At 39.6% G+C, this 18,836-nt stretch carries 16 protein-coding genes; all 16 read right to left on the bottom strand.

Annotated elements, in window-relative coordinates:
• Positions 1-122: 122 nt before the first annotated feature.
• Positions 123-1,031, bottom strand: coding sequence for an AraC family transcriptional regulator (locus V7266_RS03735; protein WP_335465906.1), 909 nt, complete (start codon positions 1,029-1,031; stop codon positions 123-125).
• 59 nt (positions 1,032-1,090) lie between these two features.
• Positions 1,091-2,296, bottom strand: coding sequence for an MFS transporter (locus tag V7266_RS03730; RefSeq protein ID WP_335465910.1), 1,206 nt, complete (start codon positions 2,294-2,296; stop codon positions 1,091-1,093).
• 64 nt (positions 2,297-2,360) lie between these two features.
• Positions 2,361-3,227, bottom strand: coding sequence for a class II fructose-1,6-bisphosphate aldolase (gene fba, locus V7266_RS03725; RefSeq protein WP_420491314.1), 867 nt, complete (start codon positions 3,225-3,227; stop codon positions 2,361-2,363).
• An 82-nt stretch (positions 3,228-3,309) separates the two neighbouring features.
• Positions 3,310-5,220: a 3D-(3,5/4)-trihydroxycyclohexane-1,2-dione acylhydrolase (decyclizing) gene (gene iolD / locus V7266_RS03720; RefSeq protein WP_335465903.1), complete on the bottom strand. Its 1,911-nt coding sequence runs from the start codon at positions 5,218-5,220 to the stop codon at positions 3,310-3,312.
• A gap of 14 nt (positions 5,221-5,234) precedes the next feature.
• Positions 5,235-6,233: a 5-dehydro-2-deoxygluconokinase gene (iolC, locus tag V7266_RS03715; RefSeq protein WP_335465901.1), complete on the bottom strand. Its 999-nt coding sequence runs from the start codon at positions 6,231-6,233 to the stop codon at positions 5,235-5,237.
• Between the two features lie 17 nt (positions 6,234-6,250).
• Entirely contained in the window at positions 6,251-7,069 is an 819-nt protein-coding gene (gene iolB / locus V7266_RS03710; protein WP_335465899.1) for a 5-deoxy-glucuronate isomerase, read from the bottom strand.
• 81 nt (positions 7,070-7,150) lie between these two features.
• A complete protein-coding gene (locus tag V7266_RS03705) occupies positions 7,151-8,626 on the bottom strand; it encodes a CoA-acylating methylmalonate-semialdehyde dehydrogenase (protein WP_420491313.1) in 1,476 nt (491 codons plus the stop codon).
• Positions 8,627-8,848: 222 nt separating this feature from the next.
• Complete coding sequence (locus V7266_RS03700; protein ID WP_335465898.1) at positions 8,849-9,238, bottom strand: tautomerase family protein; 390 nt, start codon at positions 9,236-9,238, stop codon at positions 8,849-8,851.
• Positions 9,239-9,420: 182 nt separating this feature from the next.
• The gene (locus V7266_RS03695) at positions 9,421-10,284 is read right to left on the bottom strand and encodes a sugar phosphate isomerase/epimerase family protein (protein ID WP_335465896.1); all 864 of its coding nucleotides are present in this window, start codon (positions 10,282-10,284) and stop codon (positions 9,421-9,423) included.
• A 210-nt stretch (positions 10,285-10,494) separates the two neighbouring features.
• Complete coding sequence (locus V7266_RS03690; protein WP_335465895.1) at positions 10,495-11,250, bottom strand: DeoR/GlpR family DNA-binding transcription regulator; 756 nt, start codon at positions 11,248-11,250, stop codon at positions 10,495-10,497.
• A gap of 139 nt (positions 11,251-11,389) precedes the next feature.
• On the bottom strand, positions 11,390-12,145 hold the full coding sequence (locus tag V7266_RS03685; RefSeq protein ID WP_335465893.1) for a DeoR/GlpR family DNA-binding transcription regulator: 756 nt from the start codon (positions 12,143-12,145) through the stop codon (positions 11,390-11,392).
• A gap of 216 nt (positions 12,146-12,361) precedes the next feature.
• Positions 12,362-13,555 carry a PDZ domain-containing protein gene (locus tag V7266_RS03680; protein WP_335465891.1) on the bottom strand — a complete coding sequence of 398 codons (1,194 nt, stop codon included), beginning with the start codon at positions 13,553-13,555 and terminating at the stop codon, positions 12,362-12,364.
• Between the two features lie 281 nt (positions 13,556-13,836).
• Positions 13,837-15,291, bottom strand: coding sequence for a S41 family peptidase (locus tag V7266_RS03675; RefSeq protein ID WP_335465889.1), 1,455 nt, complete (start codon positions 15,289-15,291; stop codon positions 13,837-13,839).
• Between the two features lie 371 nt (positions 15,292-15,662).
• A complete protein-coding gene (locus tag V7266_RS03670) occupies positions 15,663-16,979 on the bottom strand; it encodes a murein hydrolase activator EnvC family protein (RefSeq protein WP_335465887.1) in 1,317 nt (438 codons plus the stop codon).
• 94 nt (positions 16,980-17,073) lie between these two features.
• Positions 17,074-17,967 carry a permease-like cell division protein FtsX gene (ftsX, locus tag V7266_RS03665; protein WP_335465886.1) on the bottom strand — a complete coding sequence of 298 codons (894 nt, stop codon included), beginning with the start codon at positions 17,965-17,967 and terminating at the stop codon, positions 17,074-17,076.
• Positions 17,957-18,643, bottom strand: coding sequence for a cell division ATP-binding protein FtsE (ftsE, locus tag V7266_RS03660; protein WP_335465884.1), 687 nt, complete (start codon positions 18,641-18,643; stop codon positions 17,957-17,959). Before ftsE ends, ftsX begins: the two co-directional genes overlap by 11 nt.
• Positions 18,644-18,836 lie beyond the last annotated feature (193 nt).

Raw genomic sequence — 18,836 nt, 5'->3', positions numbered from 1 at the left:
TATAAAAAGAATTCAGAATAGTAATTAAATTATAGAGACATGTTTTTTTATTTTAAGGACATCTTTTTTCTAATGATTATATTTCTTAGTAAAAAACACCCCCAACATTAACGGTGGGAGTGTCAGTTATGCGAAAATGTAGTTGTATTTTGGTCTACGAACAGAGAGCGAAACTTTCCTGGTGATATTTGCATCATGGAAGTAAAAACACGGGTAAAATATTGAACATTCATAAAACCCGTTTCCTCAGCAATTTCTTTTAATGATAAATTCGATTTTTTGAGTAATATCATGGCTTTTTTTATTCGTTCGTCCTGCACGTACTTTGAAAAACTTACTCCTAATTCCGATACAAAAACCCGCGACAAATGTCTTCCAGATATGTGTAAATGTTTGGCTACTTCCGTTAGTTTCAAGGAATTTGATAAATTGTCATGAATATATAACTGCGCCTGAGTAAGGAGGACGGAATACTGTTCGGAATCAAGTTTATGATTACTTTTATTCAAAGCAGGGACAAAATCTTGCAAGATCGAGAGAATAAGAGAATAGGCGATATTGGAAAGCATTTCTTCAAAAAACTCATTTTGCCGCTTTGTGGCCTGGATAAGCAGTGATTTCCATAATAATGCTGTTTCCATTTCATCTTTATTATGTAAAATAACTTCCGTGCAACTTTTTGCAGTTTCCATGATTCTAATCCAGCTTTCATTCGACTCTGATTCAAGAAGGTCAAAGGCTACGTATAAGAGAGACAGCCCCTTCTCGCTTTTTATTTGGTGCAAAATTTCAGGTCTCGATAAAAAAAGTGTATTTTCTTGAAGAGTAAAGGTATTTTGATCATCTAGGTAAGTTCCTTCCCCCTCCACTACATAACAAACTTCGAAAAAAGAATGTTTATGTAATTGATTGTCATAATGCTTTGGCATGACTCCCCAATAATGAATCTGAAAAGAAGCGCCATTTTGGTTTAAACGATGGACATAATCATTCAAAGAAGTTTTTCCGGATAGGTATTTATTTAAATCCAATTTAAGCACTCCTTTTCCAAACAGCTTTGTCTAATTATAGGAGAAAATGGTTGCATTTACTAGGCACCAGCTTTGCTTTTTTCGGAAGATTGTTCTGCCATTTCTGCATGATCTTTCCCCCAAATGATGATGAGGAGCGTAGCCAATAATCCCAGTACTCCGACAAAATAAAAACCTGCTTTAATTCCCATAAGTGAATTAAAGATACCTGCAAAAAATGGCCCTGCAAAGATGCCTACAGCATAAATCGCCTGGTAGGCACCCATCGCCGTCGCCCTTTTTTCAGGTGCAATTTTTTCAATGGCCAATCCCAACAGCAACGGGAAAATTAAGCCCAGTGAAAATCCGCTAAAAATCTGTACGGTCATTAATAATCCTTTATTCTGAACGAATGGAATCAGTAACGTAAAAATAGAGGCAAGGAAAAACGCCGTTTTTAGGGCATTCCATTCACCCAAAAGTGGAGCCAATACTCTCCCCATAAAAAGAGTCGCAATGGCATGAGGGATCATAAACGCAAACACAATCCAAGTTAGCTCACTTTTCGTAAAGCCAATATGGAGGGCATAGTTGGATGTAAAGCCAAACATCGTTGAAAAAATAATACTATGTGCTAAAATCGATAAGAGAGCCACCTTCAACAAGGATGGTTCTTTTATAACAGCTGCTAATTCCTTCACCTTTAGCGGCTCTCTCTCTATTCCTTCTTTTGATTCATAGATAAACAGGGATAGAATCACACCGAGAATGCTGAAAGATACAGCCAACCAAAATGGAGCTTTCCAACCCCATTCACTTACGATTGAACCACTGAAACTCATCCCTAAAAACTGGGCAAGTACGACAATAAATGAAATACTCCCCATTGCCCGATGGACTTCATGATCAGCAAAATAACTTGGATATAAGACTGTAAAGGCGACCCACGTTGCTGCTGAAATTCCTGCAAGTGCGCGGGCGGCGAAAATCCAGCCTAAACTATCTGTAAGTAAAAAGATCCCGCAACTTACCATGCTGACCAACATGCCAACAATGATAAATGGTTTCCTAACTTTCTTTACATCAGAAAAGATCCCAATCGGAAGTCTGCATAATAACTGCATTATCCCGTAGCTGCTCAATACAATCCCAATAAATGTATACTTTCCGCCCAATGATTCCATATAAGGGGAAAAAATTGGAACATAGAGAAATTGCGGAAACCACAATAAGAAGGAAACACCAATAAAAAGATATTTGTTTCTATTTGATCGTAATGTACTCAGGTATACCACTTCCCATTTTTAGTCCTATTTAAGAAAAAACCGGGCAAAGATCGCCCGGTCGAATTTATGCCTTATTGCTTGATTTAAACTCTCTAATCTTCTCTTTGACTGTTTCTTTCACAGCCTCTTTGCCTGGTGTAAGGATTGCCCGGGCGTCATACACTTCATTATCGTTCTCTAGTACATTTCGGATCGCTTTCGTCCATGCCTGCAGGCATTCTGTATTTACATTAATTTTGGCATGCCCCAGTTCAATTGCTTGATGGATTTGGTGTAATGGGATGCCTGAACCACCATGTAATACAAGCGGCACATTGGTTAATTCTGAAATCTCTTTCATTTCAGCGAACCCTAATTTTGGTTCTCCCTGGTAGGGGCCATGCACAGAGCCAAGGGCTGCTGCTAGTGCATCAATTTCTGTTTCTTGAACAAGCTGTAAACATTCCTGTGGATCTGCGTAATTAATGCCGCCGATAAGACCGTCTTCGTTACCTCCCACGGTTCCGACCTCAGCTTCAACTGTCACACCGTGAAGGCGGGCATAGTCCGTCACTTGCTTTGTCATGGCAATGTTTTCTTCAATAGAATAGTGGGAACCGTCAATCATCACGGAAGTATATCCAGCATCAATGGCTTCCTTACATCTTTCCACACTTTTTCCATGATCCAGATGAAGGGCAACTGGCACGGTAATCTTCTTTTCCTCTACAATTCTATTTACCATCGTAGCAATCGTCTTAAATCCGCCCAAATAATCTACTAATCTATCGGATGAGGCCACAATGATAGGAGACCGTTCCTCCTCAGCCGCTTCCAGCATTGCTTCTGCCCATTGAAAGCTGTTGATATTAAATTGCCCTACTGCATATTTTTCTTTTTTCGCTTTCTCAAGCATTTCTTTCATCGGAACTAATCTTGATGTTGCGATCATGTCCATCCCACCTCTCTTGTCTGAATTTTCAAACTTATTGAGGCGGATCAAATTCCAGAGAATTTGATCCAACCCGCATGATTTAATATTGTCTGGCTGTTTCTAATTTTTGTTTTCTTGCCTCATACGCCTTTTGAATGCTTTCTTTATGAGATACTTCCGCAACACCGACATTCCACCAGCTGTCATAGCCGTCCGTCATGGTTTTAGGAAGTACTTTAATATCGATTAGTGTAGATCCCTCTTGCTGTTTGGCGTCCTCTAAAGCTTCCTTCAGCTGTTCAACTGTATTAACACGGTAAGTCTTAGCCCCATAGCCTTCTGCTACTTTTGCATAATCGATCGTTAAGATTTTATTATCATGTGTTCTGAATTCTGTATAGAAACTGTCGCTTCCGTTTTCCATTTGTAAATTGTTGATACAGCCCCATCCTGAGTTATCGAATAATACGATATTGACCTTTTGATTGTATTGGATCGCGGTAATGAATTCAGAGTGCATCAACAAGAAGCTGCCATCACCTACAAGTGAATATACTTCTTGATTAGGTGCTGCCAATTTGGCACCTAAGGCACCTGATACTTCATAGCCCATACAGGAATAGCCGTACTCAACATTATACGTATTCGTTACCGTTGGATTCCAAATGCGCTGTACATCTCCAGGCAGGGAACCCGCTGAAGTAATAATGATGCTATCAGGGGCAACTGTTTCATTAACGGCTAATAGTGCCGTTGTCTGTGCAAGCTCCGTGTTAAGCGCATCAGCATACTCATTCAGTACTTCTTGGGTAAAGTTATTTTTCACTTCCGGCTGGAAATTTTCACGGTTGAAGGTTATTTGGCTCAACCGGTTGCGCTCCGCAGTCCATTCTTCCTTCAGTTCAGCAATGGTCCGGCCGAATTCACTTTCATATCCGTCTAATAATGGGGCCAATTGCTCCAATGTGGTTTTGGCATCTGCTACCACCTGGAAAGCATCCAATTTATAGGCCTGCAGACGGCTGACATTGATGTTTAAGAACTTAGCTGTTTCAAAGTTAAAAGCCGTTTTTGAAGAAGTGGCAAAATCGGTGTATCGTGTACCGATACCAATGATTAAGTCGGCTTGACGGGCAGCTTTATTAGCCGCTAATGTACCTGTAATTCCCATACCGCCTAAGTTATTTTTAAAATCAGACTCAACGGTTGATTTACCAGCTTGAGTCTCTACTAACGGGATATTATGTTTCTCTGAAAGAGCCATTAAGATTTCACGAGCTTGCGAATATTTCGCTCCACCGCCTACTAAGATGACTGGCTTTTTGCTAGCTTTGATCAACTCTGCAGCTCCATTTAGTTCACGTTCAACTGGTGCTTTTCGATCTAAATAATGGACACGCTTTTCAAAGAATTTCTCATCATAATCGTACGCTTCCCCTTCTACATCCTGGGAAATACAAATCGTAGCAGGGCCAGCTTTTCCTGGGTCGGTCATCACTTCAAATGCACGAATTAAACTGGACATTAGTTGTTCCGGACGGGTTACACGATCCCAGTATCTTGAAACCGGTTTTAATGCATCATTGGTTGTGACAGCCGCGCTATATTCCTGTTCCACTTGCTGCAGCACTGGGTCAGGCTGGCGGGTAGCAAACGTATCACCTGGTATTAATAACATTGGAATATTGTTGGCAAGAGCTGTGGCAGCAGCTGTTACTAAGTTCGCTGAACCTGGTCCAACCGAGGTTGTTACGGCATAGATTTTTTGCCGAAGCATTTGTTTACCATAAGCCATTGCGGCAAGGGCCATTCCTTGTTCATTTTTCCCCTGGATAACTTTTAAATGCCCCGGATCTTGTTCAAGCGCCTGGCCCATTCCGAGTACATTTCCATGTCCAAATACGGCGAAGATCCCTTCAACAAAAGGCAATTCCTGGCCATCCACATGAATATATTGCTGATTTAAAAATTTGATTAAAGCTTGCGCTGTTGTTAATCTAATTTTCCCCATGGCTATTTACACCCCTAGCTTAATTGTTCTGCTTTCTCCGTTCTTTCTTCAATCAATTGTTCAATTTCAGCCACTGTAGGCATCGCTTCTGATGAGCTGTGCTTACTTACCACAATTGCCGCGGATGCGCTGCCAAATTTTAGAGCTGTTTCAATCTCCTTGCCAGTAATTAACGCGTATAAGAAAGCAGAAGCGTACGAGTCTCCGGCACCAAACGTTTTTAAAACTTTTGTTAAATATGCGCGGCCTCTGAACGTTTCTCCTGACTTTGTATAGGCATAGGAACCTTCTACACCATGTTTGATCACAACTAATTCTGGAGAATGCTTAAACAGCTGTTCGATGGTTGCTGCGTTGCTGCCTTCCTTTACATTTTCCATGACATCAAATTCATCACGTGTTCCAACGACAACATCTGCCTGCTGAGCCACTAATGTATAATAAACCGATGTTTCTTCAGGTGATGCCCATGTATATCCGCGATAGTCTAATTCAAAGACTACCTTTACTTCATTTTTCTTTGCCAGTTGAATCGCTTTTAACACCGCTTCACGGGAAGGACTTTTGGCAAGAGCGGTTCCTGAAACTAGCAGAACCTTCGCCTTTTTAATATAGTTTTCATCTACTTCTGATGGCTGTAAATAAAGATCCGCTACTTCATCACGATACATCAGAATGCTGCATTCCTCCGGACTCTTAATCTCTGTAAAAGCCAAGCCTGTCTTATGACCTTCTTGATCCACTACCATGTTGGATGTATCAACACCCACACCGCTCATATATTGCTCAATAAACCGGCCATGCTGATCATCGGCGAGTTTCCCAATAAATCCTGCTTTTAAACCAAGCTTCGATGAACCGATTGCGATATTTGCTGGTGAACCGCCTACATACTTTTTAAATGTCATCGTTTCTTCCATTGGACGATTGTACTCCACTGCGTTCAAATCCATGCAAGCACGTCCAATTGCAATAAGATCAAACTCTCTATCAGAATGAAATTGAATTTTCATAATTAAAAGCCACTCCTTTATTTACGGTTTAAAATCCATTCATGGGCTGGTTCGTTGTAAAACTTCCAAATACGTGTTGGGCCTGCCATTACATTTAAATAATAGGACTCATACCCATCAGGTACACCAACTGGATGATAGCCTGCTGGTACTAAAACAACATCACCATGCTCAACCGCCATGGTTTCATCGATTGAACGGTCATCTGTATAGACACGCTGGAATACAAATCCTTGTTGCGGGTTCATTTCATGGTAGTAGCTTTCTTCTAAAAATGATTCATCTGGCAAGTTATCCTGATCATGTTTATGCGGAGGATAGCTTGACCAGTTTCCGCTTTCTGTGAATACCTCTACAACTAGTAAACTATTAGCAGATGGATTGGTATCTGGCAGGATATTATGAACTAAACGCTTATTGCTGTATTTTCCTCTATTTTCAATTCCATTCTCATCTGCCTTTATTAACTTTGTAGGCAGTTGTTTGTTAGATGGTGAATAACAAAGAGCCACACGAGCTTGTGTAACACCCTCCACCTCAAAAGAACGGTCATTGGAAACATAAACACTGTCGGTCGGCTTCTTTTCGAAAACGCTTTCTCTTGTGCCAATATTCTCAAAAACTTCTTCGCTAGCCGACACATTTATTTTCCCTGTTAAGGCTACTATGCAGCATTCCACTTGGCTTAAGTTTTCTGTATACTTAGCACCCGGGCCTATATCTACTACTTTGAAACCAACATATTCTAAAGGGGAGTTTTCACTATTTACTTCCTGAACGATGGTAACTCCTGGTGACGTTTCGATTGTATTGGGTTTTCGGAGCAATTTACTCACGTGTAATCCTCTCCTATCTATGTAATAGCTATTATCCTGACTGCAAAAGACAGGATAATAGCCTTTTTATGATGCTGATCCTTATTCGAATGATGGTGCTTTATAATTTGCTGTAACCACTTTTTTATGTGTGTAGAATTCTACGCCGTCTTTTCCATTCGCAGGTAATGTTCCAAAGAAGGAAGATTTCCATCCTGAGAATGGGAAGAAAGCGATTGGTGCTGGAACACCTAAGTTAATACCAAGCATTCCTGCATCAATATTCTCACGGAAGTAACGAATGGAAGATGTATTTGAAGTATAGATACATGCGCCGTTTGCAAATTCTGATTTATTTGCGGTTTCAACAGCTTCTTTTAGATGCTTAACACGAACGATTGAAAGGACTGGTGCGAAAATTTCATCTTTCCAGATGGTCATATCAGTTGTCACATCGTCGAAAATTGTTGGTCCGACAAAATATCCTTCTTCAGGGGCATTTTCACGGCCATCACATACTAGTTTGGCACCTTCATCAATACCTGTTTGAATATAGCCTAATGTACGCTGCTGATTTTGTTCACGAATAACTGGTCCTAAGAATACACCCTCATCAAGGCCATGTCCGATTTTGATTGCTTCTGCTTTCTCGACTAATTTCTCAAGAAATTCATCTGCAATTCCTTCTTCTACGGTTACAACGGCGCAAGCCATACAACGTTCGCCAGCTGAACCAAACGCTGAAGCGATAACGTTTGTTGTGGCAAGTTCTAAATCTGCATCGTTTAATACGATCGAGTGGTTTTTAGCACCTGTTAAGGCTTGAACACGTTTTAGGTTTTGGCTTCCGCGCTTATAAACATATTCTCCAACCGGCTTTGAACCTACGAATGAAATAGCTTTTACTTCTGGGTGGTCTAATAGTCCATTTACTACATCATGTGCACCATGAACCACATTAAATACGCCCTTAGGAAGACCAGCTTCTTCTAATAGTTCTGCTAATCTATTAGCTAATAATGGCGTTCTTTCAGATGGTTTAAGAACGAATGTATTTCCAACGGCAATGGCGGTTGGGAACATCCAGCATGGTACCATCATTGGGAAGTTAAATGGTGTAATTCCGCCAACAACCCCTATTGGATAACGATAATTTGTGACCTCAACATCTGTTGCAATCGTTGAAAGTGAATCTCCCATCATCAGTGTAGGAGCACCTGATGCAAATTCCACATTTTCAATTCCACGCCCTACCTCACCTAGTGCCTCAGTAAGGTTTTTACCGTTTTCAATCGTGATAATACGAGCCAATTCTTGTTTATTCTTTTCTAATAATTGTTGGAAATTAAATAGGACTTTCGTACGTTTTGTGACAGGTACCTTTTTCCAGCTTTCGAATGCCTTTGCTGCCACTTCTACTGCATAATCAAGCTCTTCCTTTGTTGAAAGAGGAACCTTTGCAATCACTTCTTTTTTGGCAGGATCGTAGATATCTTCAAACTGTGTCGTTTTACTTTCGACCCATTCACCATTTATGTAATTTTTTAGAGTTTCAACTTTTACGATTACGTTAGACATTTTTTCTTCCTCCCTTAATCATAACTTTATTGTATTTTGGTACAAGTGTTAAAAAGACCATCTATCAGCTTAGGAAACTAATAAATATATTCATTTGTTTATCACTTGTTGGTTATCTTTTGGTTATCTTTGATTACATGTTAATACTAATAGCGCTTTCAGTCAACTGTTTTTTATTATTTTCAATAAAATCTAAAGCGTTGACTTTTCTAACTACTTTTATTACAACTTTCCAGTTAAAAACTGTGCTTCTCCAAAACCAAAGCTCCAGTCAGCTGCCCCATTTGTAACGATTGAAACCATAATGTCGTTTGGTTCCATATCACAGGATTCTTCTAGCTCTTTTACTAAGAGTTTATAAAATTCCTTCTTTTGTTTGTCACTTCTTTGGGTACTTGTTACACTGACAATAACTAATTTCCTGCTTCTTTCAAATCCTAATCCGGTATCTTCGATGATTAATTCATGGGCAGGGTGCTGATTGACAATTTGGTAACGATCCCGTTCTGGTACACCAAAGGCATTTATAACAGCTCGATGCGCGGCATCTAATAATTGTTTTAAAGCATCCTTATCTCGTCCCTCTATTAAATCAAATCTAACTAACGGCATCTAATCTCCTCCCATTGATTACATTTTACCAAGCAACTTAATATCAACTATTGATTAAGTTTTGATTATATTATGATTATATCATAATGATTTTCATATTCTCCGTCAACCACTTTCGTCCATCCTATAAAAAAAAGTCTCTCCTCAAAGATTGAGAAAAGACTTCTAATATAAATAGACTATTAAATATGTAAACCTTCTCTAATGGATTTCAACGTTACCTCATTGGACCATTCTGGTTTATCAGGATAGGCAAAAACTGAGTTCGTAACAATTCCATCAAACTTCATTTCTCTTAATTTTCGATACAGGGCATCAAAGTTTATTTCCCCTTCACCAGGATTCAAATGCTGGTGGATCGTTACGTTTGCATTAGGAGGATTAATAATATATCTTAATCCGAAGGCTGCTTTATGATTAAGTGTGTCAGCAATTAAAACATGGGCAAGTAAATCTCCCGCTTCCTCTAAGTGTTGGGCTACATCGCCGATCCCATCATCATAGAAGAAAGCATGTGCTACAGAATAGACCAGTTTAATCCAATCTTTATCGAATGCACGTATCATTCGGATAGCTTCTGTGTTCAACTCAATAAAATCGTTTGGATGGGATTGCAGATTTAAATTGATACCTTCTTTTTCAAAAATAGGCATTAATTCTTCCATCGATTTCACAAAAGCAGCTTCACTTTCAACTGGACGGCTTTTGTCTCCAGCGAATTCACTGTTCATTAAATCTACCCCTAAATCTGAAGTGATTTCAATACAGCGTTTCCAATTTCTTACGGCAGCTTGACGTTCTTGTTCATTTGGTGAAGACCATTGTTGCACAGGAAGTACGGAAGAGATTCGAACACCGGCATCCGAACAATATCTTTTTAAATCTTTTATCAACTGTCTATCTACCTTAGGATACTCATAAAACCAAATAAAATCTTTACGCGGAGATAACTCTACCCATTCATACCCCAATCTAGCAACTGCATCAATCGTTTCTTTTAGATTAGTATTGTCACGATAATGTGACGGATCGTATGCTAAACGCATTCTAATTTCCCCTTTCTTGAGTAAGCCAAAGCGCTTTCAAATAATCAACACCAGAAATCCAACTCTTTATGATATGTTGGTTAACTTTTGGTTATCTATAAGTACATATTAATACTACAAGTACCAATAATCAATATTTTTTTATCATTTTAACAAAAAAACCCTTCTTAATGGAACTTAGCCAAAAAGAAGGGCTTTTGCAAGAAACCGTTAGTCAGCAATAATAAGCTGAATTTGGTTATTCCTAGCGTATTCTTGGTAAGAGTCATCCGGAAGTTTATCCGTAATCAAAAAATCAATCTCATTAAGACTACAATAGGTCATTAATCCATATTGATCAAATTTATCGTTGTCTATCAAGAGATAGACCTCAGAGCTTCGATTAACAATGGTCTTTTTTAATTCACTTTCCAAAGGAGAAGCGTTCGTTACTCCGTTCACCAACGAGATACCCGTAGAAGCCATAAAGGCTTTTTTAATATTATAATCTTTAAATATCTCCATATTTCTCGGATTAACAAATGAATTGGTTTTACGGTCAAGCATCCCTCCTACAGAGATGACATTGAGATTCTCAAATGGAAGAGCACGAACGATAAAGTCGATACTATTCGTAAAAATTGTCAGGTTTTTTTCCTTTAAAAAATCAAACATTTCAATAGTAGTGGTACCCGAATCGATAAAGATAAAATCTCCATCCTCCACAAAGCCAGCTGCCTTTTCTGAAATTAATGCCTTTTGTTCTTGATTACGTATTTGTCTATCTTGAAAAGATTCAAGTTTTTTATGAACAACGGATACCCCGCCATAAACTTTTTTGAGGTCTCCCCGATCGACTAACTCCTGAACATCACGTCTAATCGTATTTTTAGATACATCAAAAACTTCTACTAGTTCATCCAATGAGGCAGACTGATGTTCAATCACATAATCATGTATTTTTTTGATGCGTTTTTCCTTAATCATTTCATTTCACCCTAAGTTAATGTCATCGCTTACATCATATCTATTCTATCTCCATAGTACCAACAAATAACCAGAACTTCATTATATTTTTATAAAAAGGATGAAATATTTTTATTTTATTCTTAAACGAATCATTCATTTATTTAGAAATCACAAGCCGGATGGAATTCTTTTTAGCATATTCTCTGTAGGATGTATTTGGGGTTTTATCAGTAACAAGGTAATCAATTTCATCTAAATTACAATAGGTCATTACCCCATATTTATTAAATTTATCGTGGTCCACTAATAAATAAACCTCTGAACTTCTTTTAACAATTGCCTTTTTTAATTCACTTTCTAGAGGGGATGCATTCGTTACCCCGTTAGAGAGTGAGATACCGGTAGATGCCATAAAGGCTTTCTTTATATTGTAGTTACTTAGTAAATCCATATTAAGTGGGTTCACAAACGAATCGGTTCTTCGATCAAGTAACCCGCCGATAAAAATAACAGTTAAATTTGAAAATGGGAGCGCACGAATAATCAATTCAATACTATTGGTAAAAATGGTCAAACTCTTACCCTTAATATATTCAATCATTTCAATGGTTGTAGTTCCTGAATCTAGGAAGATCACATCTCCATCGTCCACATAGCTGGCTGCTTTTTCTACAATCGATGCTTTTTGCTTTTTGTTTCGTGCTTTTCGGTCTTGATATGACTCGAGTTTCTTATGAATGACAGATACTCCGCCATAAACTTTTTTCAAGTCCCCCCGTTCTACCAGTGTTTGAACATCACGCCTAATGGTGTTTTTCGATACAGCAAAGACCGAAACCAATTCGTCTAATGATGCAGATTTTTGCTTAATCACATAGTCATGAATTTCTTTAATGCGCTTTTCCTTTATCAAGACATTACACCCCCTTTAAATAACTTTTTATNNGATATATTGTGTATTTAAGATATAATTCTTTCAACTTACTATACTCACAATCAATGGTAAAACCACTATCCTTATCTTCCATCTCAAAAAAAATCACTTAGACTCCAATAAGAATCTAAGTGATTTTTTTGCTCGCATTCTGCTTTTTATAAACGCATTTCCGGTACTATTTGAAGTTTTACACTATCCTAACTTTTCATCATACTTCCGTTCATTCTGAACAAACAGAACGCCCAGCTCATGATGATCACCCTCATAAAGTGCACGCTGCACAAAGCGGATTTCGCCGTTTGTGTCAAAAACCTCGAGCTTACAATGAGCGCGGTTTTTTTGCAGTGCTTCATAAAAAGTTTGTTCGTCGCGGACCAAAACCCCGTTGGCCTTCGAAATAATTTCCCCGACCTGAAGTCCCATTTTACTCGCAGGAGATTCTGGAATAACCCCGATAATCATGACACCGTTGTTCTTCTTGGAAAAGTAAGACATCATGCTGTCATCTTTCAGATAAGCAAACAGTGCTAATAATTCACGGCCAACGACAGCTAATGCTGCTACCACTATCGACATCAATGGGAACCAATAACCTCCGACCGAAAGCAGTGAAATCAGACCTCCAAGGATGATGACCCGGCGGCCATGAAGCTCAATCGCCACCTTAGGAAGCATCCCTTTTATCTGCTGATGGAAGCCAATCGCAAACGGAACAAAAAGCAAGGAATACTCTTTCGCCCCTAAGTGAAAAACAGGCCACCATTCAAATGGCAGATGAAGGGCATTCCCTGGAACTAACAAGAACAACGGTACCATCCAAAGCCGCTTGACCTCATGAACCCCAACTACTTGTCCGCGCTTGCTCTTTGCCAGCTTAGGGGAAGAACCTTTACTGGCATTTCTAAAAATTAAAATACCCTCTGCCAGTAATAATAATCCGAGAATGACAACCATGGAAGGGTAAACTTTATCTCCAATGGAAGAAAACGCCTTTGAAAATAGTGGAACCGACCAGCTATTTTGGGCAATGATAATGATTGCGAAAAATGCAGCCCCAATAGTATATGCCGGTGACATCAGACGTATATTAGTGGTCAGTGACCAAATAAGTGTGAAAAACGCAATCAGTAAGATGGCTGCAAATGGTACAGCAACACCCGCTGCAATGGTGACGATTGACAGTACGAGCCCAATGACTATTCCTATTGGAAATAACTGCCTCAGTTCAAAATAGGCGTCCTCCGCTCTTATATGAAAATTTTTCCGTTCACGTTTTACCCTTTTGACTCCTAATATCCCTGCCAGGAAAACGAGATAGTATAAAACAGGATGAAGAAAGAACCTGCCTGTCCCTTTCAATAGCTCTACAAGCCACGTTTCTACCAATTCCTGTCACCTGCCTCTATTAAAAATTTTCTAGATAATGAAAAAATCTCTTAAACTTTATTTTACCAAATTAATAACATAAAACNNGGTTCCAGATTGATGATTCCGCCAACTTTTGTAGGAATTCCGCGAATTTCTGAAGTATTTCCGCGCAATCTGTTACTATTTCCGCGGAAATTCTCAATAATTCCTCCTAACTTGACAATATTCCCGCCAAGCCGGCTCTAAATGACGATTCATACTCATAAAAAAACAGAGGCTGAAAGCCCCTGTCAGGTCGTTTATTTTGTTATTAATTTGAGCGCCATTTTTAATTGCAGATCATTTTTCTCTTTTTTCATTTCCTTTACAGCCGCTTCTTCCAGCTTTCCAGCTGTCTTTTCGTCTATTTTTCCAGTAGAGGGCAGATTATACTCCTGCTGGAAGCCCTTCACCGCTACTTTCGTTTCTTCACTAAAATAACCATCTGTCCTGCCTGGTTCAAAACCTAACCCATTTAAAATTTCTTGAGCATTCTTTACCTGTTCATTGTTCATATCTTCCACCAGCGGTTTATCGACCTGAATAGGATGGGTATCAAAGATGGCCGGCTGCTGAATCGAAACATCCGGTTTGATCCCTTTCTTATGAATCCAGTTTCCATCCGGTGTCAGCCACTTAGCCAATGTCAGCTTAATATTGCTGCCATCTCCCATTGGTATCGCCTGCTGGACGGTCCCTTTACCAAAAGTGGTTTCCCCAACAAGCTTATATCCATCTGCCTCCTGCAGGGAGCCTGCTAATATTTCTGATGCAGAGGCACTGCCTTTGTTCACAAGAACAAGGACAGGATAATCTTTTTTCTTGGATAGAGTTGAGAAGAATCGTTGTTTTTCACCGTTGCGCTGCGCTATTTGCACGTATGGTTTATCCTTGGGAACAAACTCTTTTAAAATTTCTCCGACACTGTCTAATAAACCGCCAGGGTTACCCCGCACATCCAGGATTAATCCCTTGATATGGTCATTTTCAAGTGCCTTTAAATTCTTCTTAAAGTCGGCTGCGGTATCTTCAGAGAATGTGGTAATTTCAATATAGCCGATTTTTTTGCCATCCTGTTTCTTGACTGAAGAATGAACTGTTTCGAGTGGAATTTCATCCCGCTTGACGCCGATGGTCAGCGGTTCTTTTAAACCTTTTCTTGCAATTTCCAATTGAACAGTCGTACCCTTTTTTCCACGGATTTTAAGGGTTGCTTTATTTAAATCGAGTCCTTCCACACTTTTTCCATTAACCTTTAAAATTTGGTCATTCGGCTTGATGCCCGCTTTTTCAGCCGGTGAATTTTTAAAAGGGGAGACAATCACAATTTTACCGTCCACCATACCGACCTCAGCACCAATTCCTTCAAAAGATGATTCTAATGTTTGTGTGAATTGCTTCGCCGTATTCTTGTCCATATAAACCGAGTAAGGGTCCTTTAAAACAGACAACATCCCTTGAATAGCTCCTTCTACTAATTGATCCCGATCCACTTTTTCCACATAGCGGTTTAAAATGAGATCATAGGCCTGTTCTACCTTTACAAGATTATCTGTATTTTCCTCGGCGGCGGCCGCTTGTTCTTTAGGGCTGACGGCTTGTTCCAATTTGGATGTGGCATTTGTTTTATTAAAATAAGTCATTCCAGCATAAGTGCCCCCTGCTCCTGTCAGCAGCGAACCTGTCATCAACAGGGCAATCCATCTACGATTCATACCGAATCCTCCTCAAGTAAAAAAATGCCTGTCCTATCTATTTCTCAATACTCCACCGAACTCCTGCCCGATTATTAACTTATATGTTAGAAAGGGACGAGTTATGATTAGAAAAGCGGGATGAAAGAACAAAAGCGCAAGCGCCTTGAACAGGGAAAAAAGTAGTTCATTTTTCCCTAGCCCCGACAAGCATAAGACGCTCAGGGAAAGAAGACGTTCTTTGCCTTCATTCCCTGAGTGGCTGTAGACATCGAGAGGCTAGGCGCTGAAGCTGGACGTCGACATTCCATCTATTAACAGTTATCCTCAAGCGAAAATTAACTTCTGAACAACGAAAAAGGAAGAAACCTGGTGGTTCCTTCCTTTTGATGTTATGGGAGCGGCACGATGCCAACTGGATTAATTGCAAAGCGTTTATCCTGTGTCCACGGACCTTTATGAAGTTCAAAGTGTAAATGCTGGCCATGAGAAGCGCCAGTGTTACCCATGACGCCAATTTGCTGACCTTTTTTCACCACTGCTCCACTGCCGACCAAACGTGTTGACATATGAGCATAGACAGTAGTATAAACTTGTCCATTAATAGAGTGAGAGACAAAGATACAGTTTCCGTATGTGCTAGATAAATAGGAGCGAATCACGACACCATCAGCTGCCGCTACAATCGGCACCGCAGTACGATTGGCAATGTCAACACCCACATGTCTTTCACTGCCTCGTGTTCCAAAACCAGAGCTTAAATAACCGACAGCAGGCTGTGTCCAATAGCCGCTCGATACGCCAGGGGTCACTCCGGAACTTACACTGCTAGAACTACTGCTAGAACTTGTGCTGCTGCTAGCCGCCTTAGCTTGTGCAGCTTGTGCAGCCTTTGCAGCTGCCGCAGCTTCTGCTGCCGCTCTGGCTTGAGCTTCTTGCTCCATTGTGATGGCTTTTTGAATAGCTGCCTGTTGAGCAGCAAGAAGCTCATCTTGTTCTTGTAAATCCATCACACCTTCATGGGCTTCAGTTTCCTGCTCCTTGAGGCTTGCTAATGCTTTATCTTTTTCTGCCTTTTGCACATTTAATTGTTGTTTTAAGGTTTGTAAGTCAGCCACCATTTTTTCGATACTAGCAAGATTGGTTTTGACTTGATTCTGTTTTATTTCTAATTCTTGTTTATCTGCCTCATGCTCTTTTAAGATGGCCTGGTCCGCCTGCATAATGGTTACAACCGCATTGGCACGATCTACAAAGTCACTAAAGTTTTCCGCCCCCATTAAAACGTCGATATAGTTGACCATACCGCCTGTTTCTTGATAGCTGCGAGCTCTGTCCTTCAACAAAATGTTCCGTTTTTCAATTCGGTCTTTAATGACCTCCATTTCGCCCTGGAGTGTCATAATTTCAGCCTTCGTGCTTTCTAATTTCTCATTTGTTTCCTTAATCTTATTCGTCGAATCTGCAATTGCTTGATCGAGTCGTGTGATTTCACTTTGGACATTTGCCTGCTGATTCTGTAGATCAGTAATCTGATTATTTTTTTGAGTAATTGTAGAATTTAAATCGGAGCGTTGTTCCTGAATTTTGCTTTGTTCGCCTTTTAAACTGGAGATTGATGCCGCTTCTGTTATAATCGATGTTCCTCCAAAAATGGTTCCAAACCCTACCGTTGCCGAAACGGCAAGACTCATGACTGATTTCCTCATCCGGTTGTTCCTCTCCCTCTCTCTTTACACAGGTAAATCTTTGTCTTTATTCATAATGGAAGGAAGGACAGAGCATGCCGTCCTTCCTTAAAAATTAAACTTTTAAAAACTTACGTACGGACATTACACTGCCCCATACACCTATTAAGGCACCCATTAAAATCAATATGCCTGAAATTTGATAGACAAATGGGTTAAACGGTAATACCTTAATAAAGGTCCCTTGAAGTTTCGGCCCTAAATAATCATAGGCACGATAGTAAGCAATTGAAATCAGGACAATCGGTAAAATGGAACCAACAATTCCGAGCCATAGACCTTCTAAGAAGAACGGCCAGCGGATAAAGTTGTTCGTTGCCCCTACTAATCTCATAATCTTAATTTCTCTTCGTCTCGCAATAATCGTAATTTTAATCGTATTCGAGATTAAGAAAATGGCGGTGAAGAATAAGCCAATGACAAGAACAATTCCCACATTTCGGGCCGCGCTAATAAACTTAAATAGTTTTTCAACCTTGCCCTGACCGTATTTAACCTTTGCAACAAAGTTATCTTTTTCAATCTGCTTTGCCACTTTCATCGTATCCGCAGGGTCTTTCGTTTTAACAATAAAGACATCATTCAGCGGATTATCCTGTTCAAAAAGCTTAAACGCTTTTCCGTCCTCACCAAGATTTTTAACTAGATTATCCAATTCTTTCGTTTTCGGTGAGAATTCAATACTTTTTACTTCTGGTATTTTAGCAATCTCATTTTTTAACGTTTGCTGATTTTGTTGATTAGCAGCCACATCAATATGAACACGGATTTCTACGTCCTCTTCAATCGTTTGGGCTACCCTGTTAAGATTCATCATAATGGCAAAAAATACACCGACCAGGATTAATGTAACGGTCACGGCACCAATGGATGCAAACGTCATCCAGCCGTTCCTTTTAATGCTCTTTAAACTTTCACGGGCGTGACGGCCAACTGTTCTAATTTTCATAACCGTATTCACCTCTTTGCTCATCACGGGCAATCTTGCCGCCTTCAATGGCAATAACGCGATGTTTTAATGTATTTACAATCTCTCTGTTATGGGTTGCCATCACAACAGTCGTTCCTCGATTATTGATTTCTTCAAAGATCTTCATGATTTCCCATGACGTTTCCGGGTCAAGGTTACCCGTTGGTTCGTCTGCAATGACAACCTTCGGAGAGTTCACAATCGAGCGGGCAATCGAGACACGCTGTTGTTCACCGCCGGAAAGCTCAGTTGGAAGCATTTTAATTTTATGCTTTAAGCCAACAAGTTCGAGAACTTCCATTACCCGTTTACGGATAAATTTTGGCTGAGCCTCAATAACCTCCAAAGCAAAAGCAACATTTTCGTAGACTGTTAGAGTGGGCAGCAGTTTGAAATCTTGGAAAACGACCCCTAAATTTCTTCTAAACAGCGGTACCTTTTTCATTTTTAACTTTGCAAGGTTAACACCATTCATGGTAATCGTTCCAGAAGACGGTACTTCTTCACGGTACATCATTTTAATGAAAGTCGATTTACCTGCACCACTTGGACCAACCACATAAACAAATTCGCCCTGATTAATTCGGACATCTATACCGTTAATGGCAGTAACACCATTCGGATACTTCTTATATACATCTTGTAGTTCGATCATTTATTATCACCTGTATTGGAAGTTAGTTCGAATAAAATTCGACAATAATCTTCGTATTTTTTACACAATGGACCAAAATAACAAACAATATGTGCATAATCTCGCATATTTTTATTATAACATCATAATTCGCTAAAAAAAGTGGTAATTGTATTACAGTTTCTTTTCATTCCTAAAACAAAACTTGACAAAT

The sequence above is a fragment of the Neobacillus drentensis genome (assembly GCF_036965645.1).
GTDB lineage: Bacteria > Bacillota > Bacilli > Bacillales > Cytobacillaceae > Neobacillus > Neobacillus drentensis_D.
Note: the sequence above shows the minus strand (reverse complement) of the source record. Positions and strands in the feature narration are given on the sequence as shown.